This window comes from Mycolicibacterium rhodesiae (assembly GCF_002086695.1).
Classification (GTDB): domain Bacteria; phylum Actinomycetota; class Actinomycetes; order Mycobacteriales; family Mycobacteriaceae; genus Mycobacterium; species Mycobacterium rhodesiae.
Window position 1 is genome coordinate 233,870 of sequence record NZ_MVIH01000008.1, and the last position, 15,303, is coordinate 249,172.

A 15,303-nucleotide genomic window follows, 5' to 3' on the forward strand; every position below is an offset into this window, starting at 1 on the left:
GACATGCAGCCCGGCACCCTCATCCGCGATTACTTAACCCTCGGTTTGCGGTTCGACCGTATCGAGGAAGGCTACGTCGACTCCTTCACCGGCGATCCCGAGTTGCGCCGCGCCGTCGCCGACGAGCCCGCACCCGAGCCTGACGACCTGGCCCGCCACGCCGACCGGCTGCTGGCCGAATTGCCCGATGTTCCCCGGACGGGTGGCTTCACCGACCAGCGGGCCGACTTCATCGGCGCGCACCTGCGGGCCCTGCAGTTCTCCGCGCGCAAGTTCGCCGGCGAGGAGGTGGGCTTCGTCGACGAGGTGCGCAATTACTTCGACGTCGAGATCAGCCGCGGCGATCCGGAGCGCTACCGGGCCGCCCACGCCCGCATCGACGAGGTGCTCGGCGGCAGCGGGCCGCTGGCCGACCGGATGGAAGCACACCGCCGCTCCGACGAGATCCCGCCCGAACGTCTCGAGGAGTGCATTCACGCGTTCTCCAGCGCGCTGCGCGACACGGTGCGGGCGACCTACCCGCTGCCCGACACCGAAACCATCGTCTACGAGGTGGTGACCGACAAGCCCTGGTCGGGCTTCAACTACTACAACGGCAACTACACCTCGACGGTCGCAGTCAACGCCGACCTCAAACAGCAGATGGCCAACCTGCCCCGGCTGGTCGCCCACGAGTCCTATCCCGGCCACCACACCGAGCATTGCCGCAAGGAGGCCGGGCTGGTGGCCGGCCAGGACCAGCAGGAGCAGACCATCTTTCTGGTCAACACCCCGCAATGCCTGATGGCCGAGGGCCTGGCCGACCTGGCGCTCTATGCGGCCGTCGGGCCGGGGTGGGGGAGTTGGGCGGCAGATATCTACGCCGATCTGGGGCTGCGATTCGACGGCGAGCGCGCCGAGGCGCTGTCGGAAGCGACGGCGGCGCTGGCTGATGTCCGCCAGGACGCGGCGCTGATGCTGCACGACGAGCACCGCGACGTCGACGACGTGGTCGTCTTCCTGCAGCGCTGGCTGTTGGTCGACGACACCCGGGCCCGGCAGATGCTGCGGTTCCTGTCCTCGCCGCTCTGGCGGGCCTACACCAGCACCTACGTCGAGGGGTATCGCCTGCTGCGGGGCTGGCTCGACGACCGGCCGGCCGAGGTGGGCCTGACCGAACGGTTCGGCAGGCTGCTCGACGAGCCGCTGATCCCATCTGCGTTGCGGGTCGACAGGGCCTGAGCAGGGCCGGATAGGCTTGGGGCATGACCGCAGACTCGACGATTTCGACGCACGTCCCCGCCCCGGGCGCCGACTACGCCGCCACCGCCAGCGAGGCCTATCGGGCGGCGCTTCAGGTCATCGAGTCCGTCGAGCCGCGGATCGCCGATGCGACCCGCAAAGAGCTTGCCGATCAACGGGATTCGCTCAAGCTGATCGCCAGCGAGAACTACGCCTCACCCGCCGTGCTGCTGACCATGGGCACCTGGTTCTCGGACAAGTACGCCGAGGGCACCGTGGGGCACCGGTTCTACGCTGCCTGCCAGAACGTCGACACCGTCGAGTCGCTGGCCGCCGAGCATGCGCGCGAACTCTTCGGCGCCCCGTACGCCTACGCCCAGCCGCACTCGGGTATCGACGCCAACCTGGTCGCGTTCTGGGCCATCCTGGCCACCCGGATCGAGGCGCCCGCCTTGACCGATTCGGGGGTCAAGCACATCAACGACCTCTCCGAGGCCGAGTGGGAGCGGCTGCGCGCCCGGCTCGGTAGCCAGCGACTGCTGGGAATGTCGCTCGACGCCGGCGGTCACCTCACCCACGGCTTCCGGCCCAACATCTCGGGCAAGATGTTCCACCAGCGCAGCTACGGCACCGATCCTCAAACCGGCCTTGTCGACTACGACGCCGTTCGCGCCGCCGCCAAGGAGTTCAAGCCGCTGATCCTGGTGGCCGGCTATTCGGCCTACCCGCGGCGGATCAACTTCGCCACGATGCGCGAGATCGCCGACGAGGTCGGCGCCACCCTGATGGTCGACATGGCGCACTTCGCCGGGTTGGTCGCAGGCAAGGTCTTCACCGGCGACGAGGACCCGGTGCCGCACGCCCACGTCACCACCACGACCACGCACAAGTCGCTGCGCGGCCCGCGCGGTGGTCTGGTACTGGCCACCGAGGAGTTCGCGCCCGCCGTCGACAAGGGTTGCCCGATGGTGCTGGGTGGGCCGCTGTCACACGTCATGGCCGCCAAGGCTGTTGCGCTCGCCGAGGCGCGCCAGCCGTCGTTCCAGGCCTACGCCCAGCGGATCGCCGACAACGCCAAGGCCTTCGCCGAAGGTCTGCTCAAGCGCGGCGCGACGCTGGTCACCGGCGGCACCGACAATCATCTGGTGCTGCTCGACGTCCAGTCCTATGGGCTGACCGGCCGCCAGGCGGAATCCGCCCTGCTGGATTCCGGCGTGGTCACCAACCGCAACGCGATTCCGTCCGACCCGAACGGCGCCTGGTACACCAGCGGCATCCGGTTCGGTACGCCGGCGTTGACCACCCGCGGGTTCGGTCCGTCCGAGTTCGACCGGGTCGCCGAGTTGGTGGTCGAGGTGCTCACCAACACCGAGGCCGAAGGTTCCTCGAAGGCCAAGTACAAGCTGGCCGACGGCACCGCCGATCGGGTGCATGCGGCCGCCGCCGAGATGCTGGCGGCCAATCCGCTGTACCCAGGCCTGACGCTGTAGGGAAATTGGGCCGGCGAAACGCCGGTGGCCGGGTTTTCAAACACCCGTGTCTTTGAGTTACAGTTACTTCATGGCACAGAAACCTGTCGCGAATGCGCTGACGCTCGAACTCGAGCCGGTTGTCGCTGACAATCTGGTTCGCTATCTGGCCACCGCCGATGAGTGGTACGGCCATGACTACGTCCCGTTCGACCAGGGCGAGAACTTCGCCTTCCTGGGCGGTAAGGACTGGGAGCCCGCCCAGGTCACCTTGCCCTCGGACGTGGTCGACGCCTGCGAGATCCTGCTGATCACCAAGGACAACCTCGCCGGGTATCACCGCGAACTCGTCGAGCACTTCATCCTCGAGGACAAGTGGGGCCGCTGGCTGGGCCGGTGGACTGCTGAGGAAAACCTGCACGCCATCGCGCTGCGGAATTACCTCGTGGTCACCCGCAACTTCGATCCGACCGCCAACGAGGACGTCCGCGTCAACCACGTCATGCGCGGCTACCGGGCCGACAACTTCACCCAGATCGAGACGCTGGCGTTCATGGCGCTCTACGAGCGCGCGCACGCGGTGTTCACCCGCAATCTCGAAGCCAAGATCGACGAGCCGGTGCTCAAAGGTCTCGTCGGCCGGATCGCCGCCGACGAGGAACGGCACGAAGAGTTCTTCGCCAACCTCGTCGCGCACTGCCTGGAAACCCACCGGGACTCGACCATCAACGCGATCGCCCGCCGCGCGGCCGGTTTCGGGTTGGTCGGCGGTGACATCTGGGAGTACCAGGAGAAGCTGCAGAACGTCGCGGCAGCCGGCATTTTCGACTACGCCGCGTCCCGCAAGGTGGTCACCGGTCGCATCGAGGCGTGGGGTCTCGGCGACGAAGCGGTACTGAAGAAAATCGTTCGCGCCTGACGCGCCCGCGCGCCTAATCGGCGAGCGCGCTGGGACCGGAGTAGCGTCACTTTCGATGGCTAGCGACATGCTCTGCTGTCCGGGCGGTACCTATCGTTTCGACTACGACAGGACTGGTCCCGGTCCTGGTGCCGCAGTGTCCGCCGAGGGGTTCGCGGGGACCGCGTGAACCTGAGGAGCGCCCAGTGACCGATTCGCAGTCGCCCGTTCGGACGTATGTGCTCGACACCTCAGTTCTGTTGTCCGACCCGTGGGCATGCACCCGGTTCGCCGAACACGAAGTGGTGGTACCGCTCGTGGTCATCAGTGAACTGGAAGCCAAACGCCACCACCACGAGTTGGGTTGGTTCGCCCGGCAGGCGCTGCGGTTGTTCGACGATCTCCGTCTGGAACACGGTCGCTTGGATCAGCCGATACCCATTGGCACAGAAGGCGGAACGCTCAACGTCGAACTCAACCACAGCGACCAGTCGGTGCTGCCGTCCGGGTTCCGTACCGAGAACAACGACACGCGGATCCTGACCGTCGCCGCCAACCTGGCTGCCGAGGGCAAGCGAGTCACGTTGGTCAGCAAGGACATTCCGCTGCGCGTCAAAGCCGGCGCCGTCGGTCTGCTGGCCGACGAGTACCACGCCCAGGACGTGATCACGTCGGGTTGGACCGGTATGACCGAGCTCGATGTGGCCCCCGAGGACGTCGACACGATCTTCGCCGACGGCGAGATCGATCTCGAGGAGGCCCGTAACCTGCCGTGCCACACCGGCGTTCGGATGCTCGGTGCCAACTCCAGTGCGCTGGGCCGGGTGAACGCGGACAAGAAGGTCCAGCTGGTGCGGGGTGATCGCGAAGTGTTCGGCCTCCGGGGAAGGTCCGCCGAACAACGCGTCGCCCTCGATCTGCTGCTCGACGAATCAGTGGGCATCGTCTCCCTGGGCGGCAAGGCAGGCACCGGCAAGTCGGCCCTGGCACTGTGCGCGGGTCTCGAGGCGGTGCTGGAGCGCCGCACCCAGCGCAAGGTCGTGGTGTTCCGCCCGCTGTACGCCGTCGGCGGCCAGGACCTGGGCTACCTGCCGGGTAGCGAGAGCGACAAGATGGGCCCCTGGGCGCAGGCGGTCTTCGACACCCTCGAAGGCCTGGCGTCGCCGGCCGTGCTGGAAGAGGTGCTCTCCCGCGGGATGCTCGAGGTGTTGCCCCTGACGCACATCCGCGGCCGTTCGCTGCACGACTCGTTCGTGATCGTCGACGAAGCGCAGTCGCTGGAGCGCAACGTGCTGCTGACCGTGCTGTCGCGGCTGGGCAGCGGGTCGCGAGTGGTGCTGACCCACGACGTCGCGCAGCGCGACAACCTGCGGGTCGGTCGTCACGACGGCGTGGCCGCGGTCATCGAGAAGCTCAAGGGCCACCCGCTGTTCGCCCACATCACGCTGATGCGCAGCGAACGGTCGCCGATCGCGGCACTGGTCACCGAGATGCTCGAGGAGATCAGCCCCGGCGCCCTGCCCTGACCTGGTTGTCGAGGATGACTTTGCCGACAGTCTTTCCGGACTCCAGCAGCCGGTGAGCTTGTGCGGCATCGGACAGCGGCACGACGGTGTCGACGACTGCGCGGATGGCCCCAGTTTCGAATAGGGGAAACACGTCGCGGATGACCCCCGCGACGATTGCGGCCTTCTGATCGGCCGGACGGGCTCGAAGCATGGTGGCGGTGACGCTGGCCCGCTTGGCCATGAGCACGCCGATATCCAGGAGCGTCGGCTCTGTGCACCCGCCGATGATGACCAGGTGCCCATCCGATGCGAGGCTCTGCAGGTTGCGCGCCAAGTAGTCCGCGCCCACCACGTCGAGGATGGCGTCGACACCCTGGCCGCCGGTGGCGGCCAGGGTGGCAGCCACGAAATCCTCACTCCGGTAATTGATCACGACCTGCGCCCCGAGGTCACGGCCTGCCTGTGCCTTGGCATCGCTACCCGCGGTGGTGAGGACGTGCGCACCGATCGCGCGGGCCCACTGAATCGCGAAGCTCCCGATCCCACCGCCGGCACCGTGGATGAGCACGTTATGCCCACCGGTCAGACCGGCGACCATGGCGAGGTTGGAGTACACCGTGCAGGCCACCTCGGGGACTGCGGCGGCTTCGACCAGGCTCAGCCCTCGCGGGATCGGCATGACCTGGGTGGCGGGCACCGCAACCTGGTCGGCATAGCCGCCGCCGTCGAGCAGAGCGCACACCTGCTCACCGGGTGACCACGCGGTCACAGCGGACCCCACGGCGAGGATGGTGCCTGCGCACTCGAGTCCGAGCGGGCGGGGCGCACCCGCCGGCACCGGGTAGCGGCCGCGCCGCTGCAGCAGGTCGGCATTGTTGATCCCGGCTGCCGCGACACCGATCACCACCTGGTCGGCCCCGGGATTCAGGGGCTCCACCGGTCGCCACTGCAGGACGTCTGGGTCTCCGGGGTGATCGAACAGCACTGCGGACGGCATGAGCGCTCCTTCTGATGGATGGGAGGGGCTAGGCAGCGGCGCTGGCAGCCAGTTCGGCGGCCCGACGCGCGATGCTCTGGGCATACAGCGGTGTCTCGACGAGGCAGTGCCGTCCCGAGGCGTCCTGGCGGGCCGCCGCGGCCTCGGCGAAGGTCTGGCCGTGCTGAGCGATGAAATCCAGGAAATGCTCGGTGGGATGCGAAGTGACCGTATTGGTGTAACGGCAGTGATCACCGTCGAGTTGTTCCATCCTCAGCTCCCAGATGACCTGCGTGTTGGTCCACCCGAGGGGGGTCAGGACATCGGATAGCGACACCATGCGGCAATAGTGCGGGCCGGCGACTTCGAAGCGGTACTGCTGCACCACCAATCCGGTGCCGATCATCTCCACGTTGATCGACATCGGTGTGCCGTCGTCGTCGACGGTATAGCCGGCCGCCTTGTGGTCTCCGGGCGCGCATCGTTGATATTCATGTGTGGGAAGGGTTTTCAGCCACTGCGCGATGTCGACGTGGTCGAACGGCGCCTGCACGTCGGCGGTCACCTTCGCATGCGACAGGACGAGATCTTCGCGAACCTTTGAACTCATGACCGCTCCTTTTTCCTAGGTTGTTGCGGTCAACCCTGCCCGCCGTGCCGCCGGGTCACCACGCTGCTAGCCACACCTCCCCGGTAGCGCTAGCCCCCAGCGGCGGCGGTGACAGGGACCAGGCAGCGTGGACCGGTAAAATCAGTCGCGTGCCACGCCGCCCCGACAGCCTGTCCTGGTCCTACCTGCGGACCGTTGTGGGTGCCGTCGCGGGCGTGGCCGTCGTCGTGATCGGGGGTTTCACCGGACACGTCAAGGTGGCCAAGGCCGATTCCGTCGACTGCTCGGTGGTCAAATGTGTGGCGCTGACCTTCGACGATGGGCCTTCGCCGTACACCGACCGGCTGTTGGGCATCCTCAACGACAACGACGCCAAGGCCACCTTCTTCGAGATCGGCAACAAGGTGGCCGCCAACCCGGCCGGTGCGAAACGGGTCGTCGACGCCGGGATGGAGCTGGGCAGCCACACCTGGGAACACCCGAACATGACCACGATCCCGATCGAGGATGTGCCGGCCCAGTTCAGTAAGGCCAACGACGCGATCAAGGCGGCCACCGGTCAGACCCCGAAGCTGTGGCGGCCTGCCGGCGGGCTGACCAACGACGCCGTCAATGCGATCGCCGCCCAGTACGGGTTGGCGGCGATCCTGTGGGACGTGATCCCCTTCGACTGGATGAACGACTCCAACACCGCAGCCACCCGCTACATGCTGATGACCCAGATCAAGCCCAATTCGGTGGTGCTGCTCCACGACGTCTATTCGTCGACCGTGGACCTTGTCGAGCAGTTCATCCCTGTGCTCAAGGCCAACGGTTACCACATGGTGACCGTCAGCCAGATGCTCGGACCCCGCGCGCCGGGAAGCGTGTACGGCAGCCGCGACAACGGGCCGCCGGCCAATCAGCTCCAGGACATTCCGGCCAGCGACATCCCGACCCTGCCTGCGACCCCGTCGCCCAAGCCGATGCCGAACATTCCGATCACCGACATCCCGGGGGCCAACTCCGGCGGCTCCAACAACGGCGCATAGTCGGCGCGTGTAGGTGCACACCGCCACCTCGTTCGTCCTCACCCTGCTGGTGCTCGGCTACGCCGTGGTGTCGGGCCTGGTCGGTCGGTGGTACGTCGCGCCGGCGTTGATCTTCGTCGGGCTGGGAATGTTGTTCGGCCCCTTCGGTTTCAACCTGCTGCAAGCCGGCCCTGGCACCGAGGGCTACACGATCCTGGCGCAGCTCGCGCTCACGGTGATCCTGTTCAACCAGGCGGCCAAGCTGGATCCGGGCAAGGTGTTGCGGCGTGGGCACGTCACCTTCCGGCTGCTGGTGATCGGCATACCGCTGACTCTCGTGCTGGGAACGCTGACCGCGGCCGCGCTGCTGCCGGTGCTGCCGTGGTGGGAGGCGGTGTGCCTGGCTGCGATCGTGGCGCCCACCGAGGTGGCGCTCATCGAAGCGCTGACCGAGGACGGCCGGATTCCGGAGCGGGTGCGCAACGCGCTGTCGGTCGAGAGCGGCTTCTACGACGGCTTTGCATTAGCGGTGCTGCTGGCCGCACTCGCATTGGCCTCGGCGCACACCGACGAACGTCCGCGGGACTGGACCTTCTTCATCGTGCGAACCGAACTGGTGTCGCTGCTGATCGGGGCGGCCGTCGGACTGCTTGGCGCGGTGGTGATCGCGTGGTCGCGGCGGCGGGAGTGGATGAACGACACCTGGGCTCAGCTGGCCACCCTTGCCATTGCGCTGATCTGTTTCGAATTCGGCGAGCGGGTGCACGCCAGCGGGTTCGTCGCCGCCTTCACCGGCGGTCTGGCGTTCGCGGTCGTGGCGCGACGCAGCAACACCCAAGTGTCGAACCAGGTAACGGATGCCACCGCACAACTGCTGGAGTTGCTGGTGTTCGCGATGTTCGGCGCGTTCGCAGTGATCGACGCCTGGCAGCACGCCAGTTGGCGAGTGGTGCTGTTCTGCATCGTGGCGCTGTTCGGGGTGCGCTTGGTCGCGGTGCTGGTCGCGTTGATCCGCACCGATCTACCCGCCTACAGCCGACTGTTCGTCGGCTGGTTCGGGCCGAGGGGTATCGGCACTGTGGTGCTGGGCCTGCTGGTGATCGAGCGTGGCGAGATCCAGCATCCCGACCTGCTCACCCAAGCCGGCGTAATCGCAGTGACGCTGAGCCTGCTGGTGCACAGCGTCACTGCACCCCTTGGGATTTCACGCTGCCGGCCGGCCGCCTAGCCTAGGCCGCGCCGGCGCCGTCGCCCCCGCTGCCACCGGCACCGCCCGTGCCGCCGTTGGCCCCGTTGTGGTTGTTGCCGGGATTCGTGCCGTTTCCGCCGTTGCCGGGCGTCGCGCCACTGCTGCCGGCACCGCCGCCGCCACCGGCACCTCCGGTACCGCCGTTGGCGCCGGTCCCTCCCGCGCCGGTCGAGCCGCCGGTCCCGCCGGTGCCACCCTTGCCGCCCTTACCGCCCGCTCCGGTGGAGCTCGTTCCGCCCTGACCACCCTGACCGGCGGTGCCTGCGTTGCCTCCCGCAGCACCGGCGCCGGTGCCGCCCTGACCGCCGGTGCCGCCCTGACCGCCCTGGCCGCCAGTGCCGCCGGTCGTGCTGCCGGTGCCGCCCTTACCGCCCTTGCCGCCGCTGCCGCCGGTTCCGCCGGTTCCGTTCGTGCCGAGGTTCGCTCCGCCGGTTCCGCCTTGACCGCCTTGGCCACCTGTTCCGCCGACGACGCCCGCGCCGCCGTTGCCGCCGTCGGCGCCGTTGCCGCCGGGGACAGCGGGATCGTTGCTGTCGATACCGTCTCCGCCGACACCCCCGTCGCCGCCGTTGCCGGTGGCTCCGTTGCCGCCGAGGAAGCCGCCGTTACCTCCGGCCCCTGCGTCTCCGCCGTCACCACCGACACCGGGTGGGACGACTCCCGCCGGGTTGCCGTAGCCGGCGCCGCCGAGGCCGCCGGTCCCACCGATGCCGCCCGACCCACCGAAGAATCCGCCGTTTCCGCCTTGACCGCCGGCTCCACCCTTGCCTCCCGTGACTGACGAGATGGTGCCCGTGGTGCCGGCGCCGCCCTGGCCACCGGCACCGCCAGCGCCGAAGAAGAGCCCGCCGTTGCCGCCGCGGCCGCCGACTTCACCGGCCAGACCGGTGCCGCCCGTGCCCCCCGTGCCGAAGAACAGGCCGCCGTTTCCGCCGTTTCCTCCGTTCAGGCCGTCGCCGCCGCGGCCGAAGAGGATGCCGGCATTGCCGCCGTTGCAGGCGGCACCCGTGCAACCCTCTTGGGCGTCGAGTCCGTCACCGATCAGCCAGCCACCACGGCCGATGGGCCGAAAGACGTCAAAACCGTTGACGGTGACGGCGGAGGCAAGTGCGTTGGGTGTGAATGCGGTGCCGATCAATGAGTTGTGGTTGTCCAGGAACCACAGGTCCGTGCCGGGGCTCAAGGGTGGGGGCGCCAGCGGCGATCCGAACGACGCCAGTTGGATCGCCGGTGACCCCGTCACCGGGTGCGGCGTGTCGGGGGAGGAGGCGAGCAGGACGCCGACGCTGAGCATCGCCGTTGCGCCGATCCCGGCGGTGATGCCTCGCCGTGCTGACATGCCTCCGGGACGACCGACCTTGCGATGTTTGGACATGCGAACCCCCTCGAGTCAACGTCACGAGACAAACTTGAGTGTTTGCTGTGAGCGGATGGCTCAATCTAGGCGTTTGCTGAATCGACGGTCAAGGCTTTCGGCAAAATTGTCACAGACTGGCGGACGCCGGTGCCGCAACACGAGACTGTCGCCCGAAATTGACGTCACTCCAGCTAAATTCGGCCATGCTCGGACGGCTTGCGTACGCGCTCTGTCGACCGATCCGCTCGCTTGAATGCGATCCCATGTATTTGCCATCGCTAGAAGTGTTGAAATCTGGGTTAGCTGTCCCGATGGTGACACGACATTGTCAGCGGTGGGACTCCGTACCCCGGCGCCGTCCGTATCGGGGGCAAACGCAATCGAGGGGCCGGGTGTGAACCCGGCCCCTCGACATCCAGCGCCGCCCGCGGCGGCGTGATCGACTTCTAGTCGCCGTCCTTGACTTTCGCCATGGCCAGCACGTCGAGGCGCTTGTCGAGTTCTTCCTCGGAGAGCTTGTCGCCGATCAGGCCGCGGTCGATGACCGTCTGCCGGATCGTCTTCTTCTCCTTCAGCGCCTGCTTGGCGACCTTGGCGGCCTCCTCGTAGCCGATCGCCGAGTTCAGCGGCGTCACGATCGACGGCGAGGACTCGGCCAGCTCGCGCAGGTGCTCCTCGTTGGCGATAAGGCCGTCAATGCACTTGGTGGCGAACAACTTCGACACGTTGGACAGCAGCGTGAACGACTCCAGCAGGTTGCGCGCCATCATCGGGATGTACACGTTCAGTTCGAACGCACCCGACAGCCCGCCGACCGTGATGGCGGCGTCGTTGCCGATGACCTGTGCGGCCACCTGGGTGACCGCCTCGGGGATCACCGGGTTGACCTTGCCCGGCATGATCGAGCTGCCCGGCTGCAGGTCGGGGAGCTGGAGTTCGCCCAGTCCGGTCAGCGGGCCCGAACCCATCCAGCGGATGTCATTGGCGATCTTGGTGAACGACGCGGCGATGGTCTTCAGTGCGCCGGAGGCCTCTACGAGCCCGTCGCGGGCGGCCTGGGCTTCGAAAGAGTCCTTCGCCGTGCGCAATTCGGCCAGACCGGTCTGCTCGACGAGCACGTCGACGACCTTGGCGCCGAAGCCGTCCGGGGCATTGAGGCCGGTGCCGACCGCGGTGCCGCCGATGGCCAGCTCACCAAGACGGGGCAGGGTGGCCTTCACTCGTTCGATGCCGGCCTCGACCTGGCGGGCATAGCCACCGAACTCCTGGCCGAGGGTCACCGGGACGGCGTCCATCAGGTGGGTGCGCCCGGACTTCACCACGGTGCGCCACTGGCGGGCCTTGCCGGCCAGCGACTCGTGCAGTACCTCGAGCGCCGGAATGAGATGGCGCACAGCAGCTTCCGTCGCCGCGATGTGAGTGGCGGTGGGGAAGGTGTCGTTGGAGCTCTGCGACATGTTCACGTCGTCGTTCGGGTGCACCGTCACGCCGTTGCGCTCACAGATCGAGGCGATCACCTCGTTGGCGTTCATGTTGGAGCTGGTGCCCGAACCGGTCTGGAACACGTCGATGGGGAACTGGTCGTCGTGCAGCCCGTCGGCGATCTCTCCGGCCGCGGCGATGATCGCGTCGGCCTTTTCGGCGGACAGCTTGCCGAGGTCCTTGTTCACCTGTGCACACGCGGCTTTGAGCAAGCCCAGCGCGCGGATCTGGGTGCGCTCGAGACCGCGGAAGGAGATCGGGAAGTTCTCGACGGCCCGCTGGGTCTGGGCGCGCCACAGGGCGTCTTTCGGTACCCGGACCTCGCCCATCGTGTCGTGCTCGATGCGGTATTCGCCCTCGACAGCACTGTCGGTCATCAAACGCCTTTCTTAGGGGAGTGGATATGCGGCGGACTTGTCCCCGGTGAAATCCACCGCGGAGTATTCGTTGAGCTTGGAGAGCCGGTGATAGGCGTCGATCATCCGGACGGTGCCGGACTTCGACCGCATGACGATCGACTGAGTGGTGCACCCGCCGCCGAAGTACCGGACACCCTTGAGCAGGTCGCCGTCGGTGACGCCGGTGGCGCAGAAGAAGACGTTCTCGCCGGCGACCAGGTCCTTGGTCGTCAGGACCCGGTCCAGATCGTGGCCGCGGTCGAGAGCCTTCTGACGTTCCTCGTCGTCGGTGGGCGCCAGCTGGGCCTGGATCTCGCCACCCATGCACCGGATCGCGGCGGCCGTGATGATGCCCTCGGGCGTGCCGCCGATGCCGGCGAGCAGATCGGTGCCGGACTCCGGCCGGCAGGCGGAGATGGCGCCCGCGACGTCGCCGTCGGAGATCAGCCGGATGCGGGCGCCGGCTTCGCGGACCTCGGCCATCAGCTTGGCGTGCCGTGGCCGGTCGAGGATGCAGACGGTGATGTCGGAGACCGAGGCCTTCCGGACCTTGGCGATGCGCTGGATGTTGGCGGCGATCGGCGAGGTGATGTCGATGAAGTCGGCGACGTCGGGTCCGCCGGCGATCTTGTTCATGTAGAACACCGCCGAGGGGTCAAACATCGCGCCGCGCTCGGCGACCGCGAGCACCGAGATGGCGTTCGGCATGCCCTTGCTCATCAGCGTGGTGCCGTCCACCGGATCGACGGCGAAGTCGCAGTCCGGCCCGTCGCCGTTGCCGACCTCTTCACCGTTGTAGAGCATCGGGGCGTTGTCTTTCTCGCCCTCGCCGATGACCACCACACCGCGCATCGACACCGAGTTGACCAGCTCACGCATGGCGTCGACGGCCGCGCCGTCACCGCCTTCTTTATCGCCTCGGCCGACCCATCGGCCGGCGGCCATGGCGCCTGCTTCGGTTACCCGAACCAATTCCAGGGCGAGGTTGCGATCGGGCGCTTCACGGCGACGGGCGTCTGGCATGGCTGAGATTGTCCCAGAAGCCGGTCAGCCGTCCAGACCTGGGATACTGGCAGGCGTGAGTACCCCGTCCGAGACCGGCATACCGCCCCGGGAGCCCAAGCCCAGGCTGCTCCAGGACGGTCGCGACATGTTCTGGTCGCTGGCGCCCTTGATCGTGGCCTGCATCGCGCTGGCCGGGCTGGTCGGGATGTGTTCGGTGCGGCCCAATAGTCCTCGCGACGGGACGCCACCTCCATATGACGCGACCGCCGCGCTGAAGGCAGACGCTGAAACGCTGGCGATCCCGATCCGATTGCCGCAGGTCCCCGCCGGCTGGCGGGCCAACTCCGGCAGTCGCGGCGGAATCGACGCCGGCCGCACCGACGCCACGGGGCAGCGCCAGCGCGCCGTCACCGCGACCGTCGGCTACCTCGCCGCGTCCAAGATGTATGTGAGCCTGACCCAGAGCAATGCCGACGAGCAGGCGCTGGTGGGTTCGATCCACCGGTCGATGTATCCCACCGGCGCCCAAGACGTCGACGGCGTGAAGTGGATCGTCTACGAGGGCGGCGAGGGCACCGAACCGGTGTGGACCACCCGCCTCGACAGTCAGGCCGGCCCCGCCCAACTCGCCATAACAGGGGCCGGGAGCAGCGACGACTTCCGTACGCTGGCCGTTGCCACACAGACGCAGAAGCCCCTGCCGCCTGGCTGAAGAGGAGACGTCAATGCCCGGAGCTGAGTCGAAGGTCGCCGGCCAGGCGGCTCCGGCCGCCGACCTGACCGGATGGGTGAAGGAGCCGTTCACCGCGGCGGGATTCACCCATGACGTCTACCGCAAGGGCTCGGGGCCGGGTGTGGTGCTGATCCCGGAGATCCCCGGCATCCATCCGGGTGGGCTTGCGTTGGGAAATTACTTGGTGGACAACGGTTTCACTGTCGCGATGCCGTCGTTGTTCGGAACACCCGGAGCGCCGGCGCGCGGGCCCATGATGGTGCCGACGCTGGCGCGAGTGTGTGTGGCCAAGGAGTTCGCGGCGTTCGCGACAAATAAGGACCGGCCGGTGTCGCACTACCTGCGGGCGTTGGCGCGGGATCTCAAGGCGACGGCCGGCGGCAAGGGTGTCGGGGTGATCGGGCAGTGCTTCTCCGGTGGTTTTGCGCTGGCCGCCGCCGTCGACGACAGCGTGCTGGCCTCGGTGCTCAGCCAGCCCTCGGTGCCGATCGGGTTGACGCTGAAGCACAAGCGCGATCCCGGGATGTCCGAAGGTGAGCTGCAGGTGATCGAGAAGCGCGCCGCGCAGGACGGGCTCTGCGCGCTCGGTCTGCGCTTCAGCGAGGATCCGATGGCGCCGGCCGAGCGGTTCAAGACACTCAAGGACCGGCTCGGCGACTCGTTCGAGGTCATCGAGATCGACTCGTCGAAGGGCAACAAGGACGGCTTCGGTCGCATCGCGCATTCGGTGCTCGCTCTCGAGGTGCGCGAGCGGGAGGGGCATCCGGCCTACGAGGCGCGCAAGCGGGTCGTGCAGTTCCTCAAGGACCAGCTGACCTGAGGGTTATTCGCGCTCGACGGCTTTCAGACCGTGAGCGGGCGTCCACCACTCGATGACGAGCAGTGTGGCGGCATCGTTGAGGTGGGTGAGCACGACCTCGGTGATGTCGGCGCGGAAGAGGTCGCCGTCAGGCCCGTCAGGGATGGAACCGGAATGAACGGCGCGTCCGGCGATCTTCGCCTCGCCGGGCCAGCCCGCTTCGCTGCCTTCGACCGGGTCAACCGTCGCGCTGTGCAGAGCGAAACGCGGGTCACGGCGTAGGTCGGAACCCTTGCGCGCGTTGGGCATTGAGCCGAACGTGAGCTCGCCGTCGGCGAAGCTGCATTCGATGCCGGAGATCCGCGGGGAGCCATCGGCGCGCAGCGTCGCAATGGTCTTGTGCTTGTGCGCGTCGAACAGCGACTGCACGCGCCGGGCGAACTCAGGTGCGGCTGTCTGGACGTCTTGCCACGTCGTCATGAGGCCAGCATGCCTGCCGGGGACCGCGTTCTGATGCTCCTATCTCTGTCACGGGTCAAGCGGCGTCGATGTGTTGGGTGTTGAGCCAGTGGCGGTAGTTGGCGGCGA

Annotated in this window: 14 protein-coding genes; 8 read left to right on the forward strand and 6 right to left on the reverse strand. The window is 67.5% G+C overall.

All coding sequences use genetic code 11. The features are described 5' to 3' along the window. Positions 1-3 precede the first annotated feature (3 nt). The 4 genes from BST42_RS18385 (at position 4) to phoH2 (ending at position 5,114) form a co-directional block, all read left to right on the forward strand. A complete protein-coding gene (locus tag BST42_RS18385) occupies positions 4-1,221 on the forward strand; it encodes a DUF885 domain-containing protein (protein WP_083120771.1) in 1,218 nt (405 codons plus the stop codon). 23 nt (positions 1,222-1,244) lie between these two features. After that, complete coding sequence (locus BST42_RS18390; RefSeq protein ID WP_083120729.1) at positions 1,245-2,711, forward strand: glycine hydroxymethyltransferase; 1,467 nt, start codon at positions 1,245-1,247, stop codon at positions 2,709-2,711. Between the two features lie 70 nt (positions 2,712-2,781). Beyond that, complete coding sequence (locus BST42_RS18395) at positions 2,782-3,609, forward strand: acyl-ACP desaturase (protein WP_083120730.1); 828 nt, start codon at positions 2,782-2,784, stop codon at positions 3,607-3,609. A 218-nt stretch (positions 3,610-3,827) separates the two neighbouring features. Further along, positions 3,828-5,114: an RNA 5'-3' helicase PhoH2 gene (gene phoH2 / locus BST42_RS18400; RefSeq protein WP_435406046.1), complete on the forward strand. Its 1,287-nt coding sequence runs from the start codon at positions 3,828-3,830 to the stop codon at positions 5,112-5,114. Here phoH2 and BST42_RS18405 read toward each other — a convergent pair. After that, a complete protein-coding gene (locus BST42_RS18405; protein ID WP_083120732.1) occupies positions 5,092-6,093 on the reverse strand; it encodes an NAD(P)H-quinone oxidoreductase in 1,002 nt (333 codons plus the stop codon). The genes phoH2 and BST42_RS18405 overlap by 23 nt on opposite strands. Positions 6,094-6,121: 28 nt before the next feature. Continuing rightward, positions 6,122-6,682 carry a hypothetical protein gene (locus BST42_RS18410; RefSeq protein ID WP_083120733.1) on the reverse strand — a complete coding sequence of 187 codons (561 nt, stop codon included), beginning with the start codon at positions 6,680-6,682 and terminating at the stop codon, positions 6,122-6,124. Between the two features lie 149 nt (positions 6,683-6,831). Between BST42_RS18410 and BST42_RS18415 the strand changes: the two genes are divergently transcribed. Next, complete coding sequence (locus BST42_RS18415; protein WP_083120734.1) at positions 6,832-7,713, forward strand: polysaccharide deacetylase family protein; 882 nt, start codon at positions 6,832-6,834, stop codon at positions 7,711-7,713. Positions 7,714-7,726: 13 nt separating this feature from the next. Beyond that, a complete protein-coding gene (locus BST42_RS18420; protein WP_083120735.1) occupies positions 7,727-8,920 on the forward strand; it encodes a cation:proton antiporter in 1,194 nt (397 codons plus the stop codon). Position 8,921: 1 nt separating this feature from the next. On the opposite strand, the gene BST42_RS30325 is transcribed toward BST42_RS18420, so the two are convergent. From BST42_RS30325 to glpX, 3 genes are all read right to left on the reverse strand, one after another. Continuing rightward, positions 8,922-10,316, reverse strand: a complete 1,395-nt coding sequence (locus BST42_RS30325) for a hypothetical protein (protein ID WP_165760872.1) — start codon at positions 10,314-10,316, stop codon at positions 8,922-8,924. A gap of 428 nt (positions 10,317-10,744) precedes the next feature. Then, positions 10,745-12,157: a class II fumarate hydratase gene (locus tag BST42_RS18430; RefSeq protein WP_083120736.1), complete on the reverse strand. Its 1,413-nt coding sequence runs from the start codon at positions 12,155-12,157 to the stop codon at positions 10,745-10,747. Between the two features lie 12 nt (positions 12,158-12,169). Next, positions 12,170-13,201 (reverse strand): class II fructose-bisphosphatase, encoded by a 1,032-nt coding sequence (gene glpX, locus BST42_RS18435; protein ID WP_083120737.1) that lies wholly within the window; start codon positions 13,199-13,201, stop codon positions 12,170-12,172. Here glpX and BST42_RS18440 point away from each other — a divergent pair. Then, complete coding sequence (locus BST42_RS18440) at positions 13,200-13,895, forward strand: DUF4245 domain-containing protein (RefSeq protein WP_083120738.1); 696 nt, start codon at positions 13,200-13,202, stop codon at positions 13,893-13,895. The genes glpX and BST42_RS18440 overlap by 2 nt on opposite strands. Before the next feature lie 13 nt (positions 13,896-13,908). Further along, positions 13,909-14,736: a dienelactone hydrolase family protein gene (locus BST42_RS18445; protein ID WP_083120739.1), complete on the forward strand. Its 828-nt coding sequence runs from the start codon at positions 13,909-13,911 to the stop codon at positions 14,734-14,736. A gap of 3 nt (positions 14,737-14,739) precedes the next feature. On the opposite strand, the gene BST42_RS18450 is transcribed toward BST42_RS18445, so the two are convergent. Beyond that, on the reverse strand, positions 14,740-15,195 hold the full coding sequence (locus tag BST42_RS18450; RefSeq protein ID WP_083120740.1) for a pyridoxamine 5'-phosphate oxidase family protein: 456 nt from the start codon (positions 15,193-15,195) through the stop codon (positions 14,740-14,742). Between the last annotated feature and the right edge of the window lie 108 nt (positions 15,196-15,303).

Excerpts from the sequence above, each read along its gene's own strand:
- BST42_RS18385 (WP_083120771.1), top strand. The coding sequence starts at position 4 with ATGCAGCCCGGCACCCTCATCCGCGATTACTTAACCCTCGGTTTGCGG.
- BST42_RS18390 (WP_083120729.1), top strand. The coding sequence starts at position 1,245 with ATGACCGCAGACTCGACGATTTCGACGCACGTCCCCGCCCCGGGCGCC.
- BST42_RS18395 (WP_083120730.1), top strand. The coding sequence starts at position 2,782 with ATGGCACAGAAACCTGTCGCGAATGCGCTGACGCTCGAACTCGAGCCG.
- BST42_RS18405 (WP_083120732.1), bottom strand. The coding sequence starts at position 6,093 with ATGCCGTCCGCAGTGCTGTTCGATCACCCCGGAGACCCAGACGTCCTG.
- BST42_RS18410 (WP_083120733.1), bottom strand. The coding sequence starts at position 6,682 with ATGAGTTCAAAGGTTCGCGAAGATCTCGTCCTGTCGCATGCGAAGGTG.
- BST42_RS30325 (WP_165760872.1), bottom strand. The coding sequence starts at position 10,316 with ATGTCCAAACATCGCAAGGTCGGTCGTCCCGGAGGCATGTCAGCACGG.
- BST42_RS18430 (WP_083120736.1), bottom strand. The coding sequence starts at position 12,157 with ATGACCGACAGTGCTGTCGAGGGCGAATACCGCATCGAGCACGACACG.
- BST42_RS18440 (WP_083120738.1), top strand. The coding sequence starts at position 13,200 with ATGGCTGAGATTGTCCCAGAAGCCGGTCAGCCGTCCAGACCTGGGATA.
- glpX (WP_083120737.1), bottom strand. The coding sequence starts at position 13,201 with ATGCCAGACGCCCGTCGCCGTGAAGCGCCCGATCGCAACCTCGCCCTG.
- BST42_RS18445 (WP_083120739.1), top strand. The coding sequence starts at position 13,909 with ATGCCCGGAGCTGAGTCGAAGGTCGCCGGCCAGGCGGCTCCGGCCGCC.
- BST42_RS18450 (WP_083120740.1), bottom strand. The coding sequence starts at position 15,195 with ATGACGACGTGGCAAGACGTCCAGACAGCCGCACCTGAGTTCGCCCGG.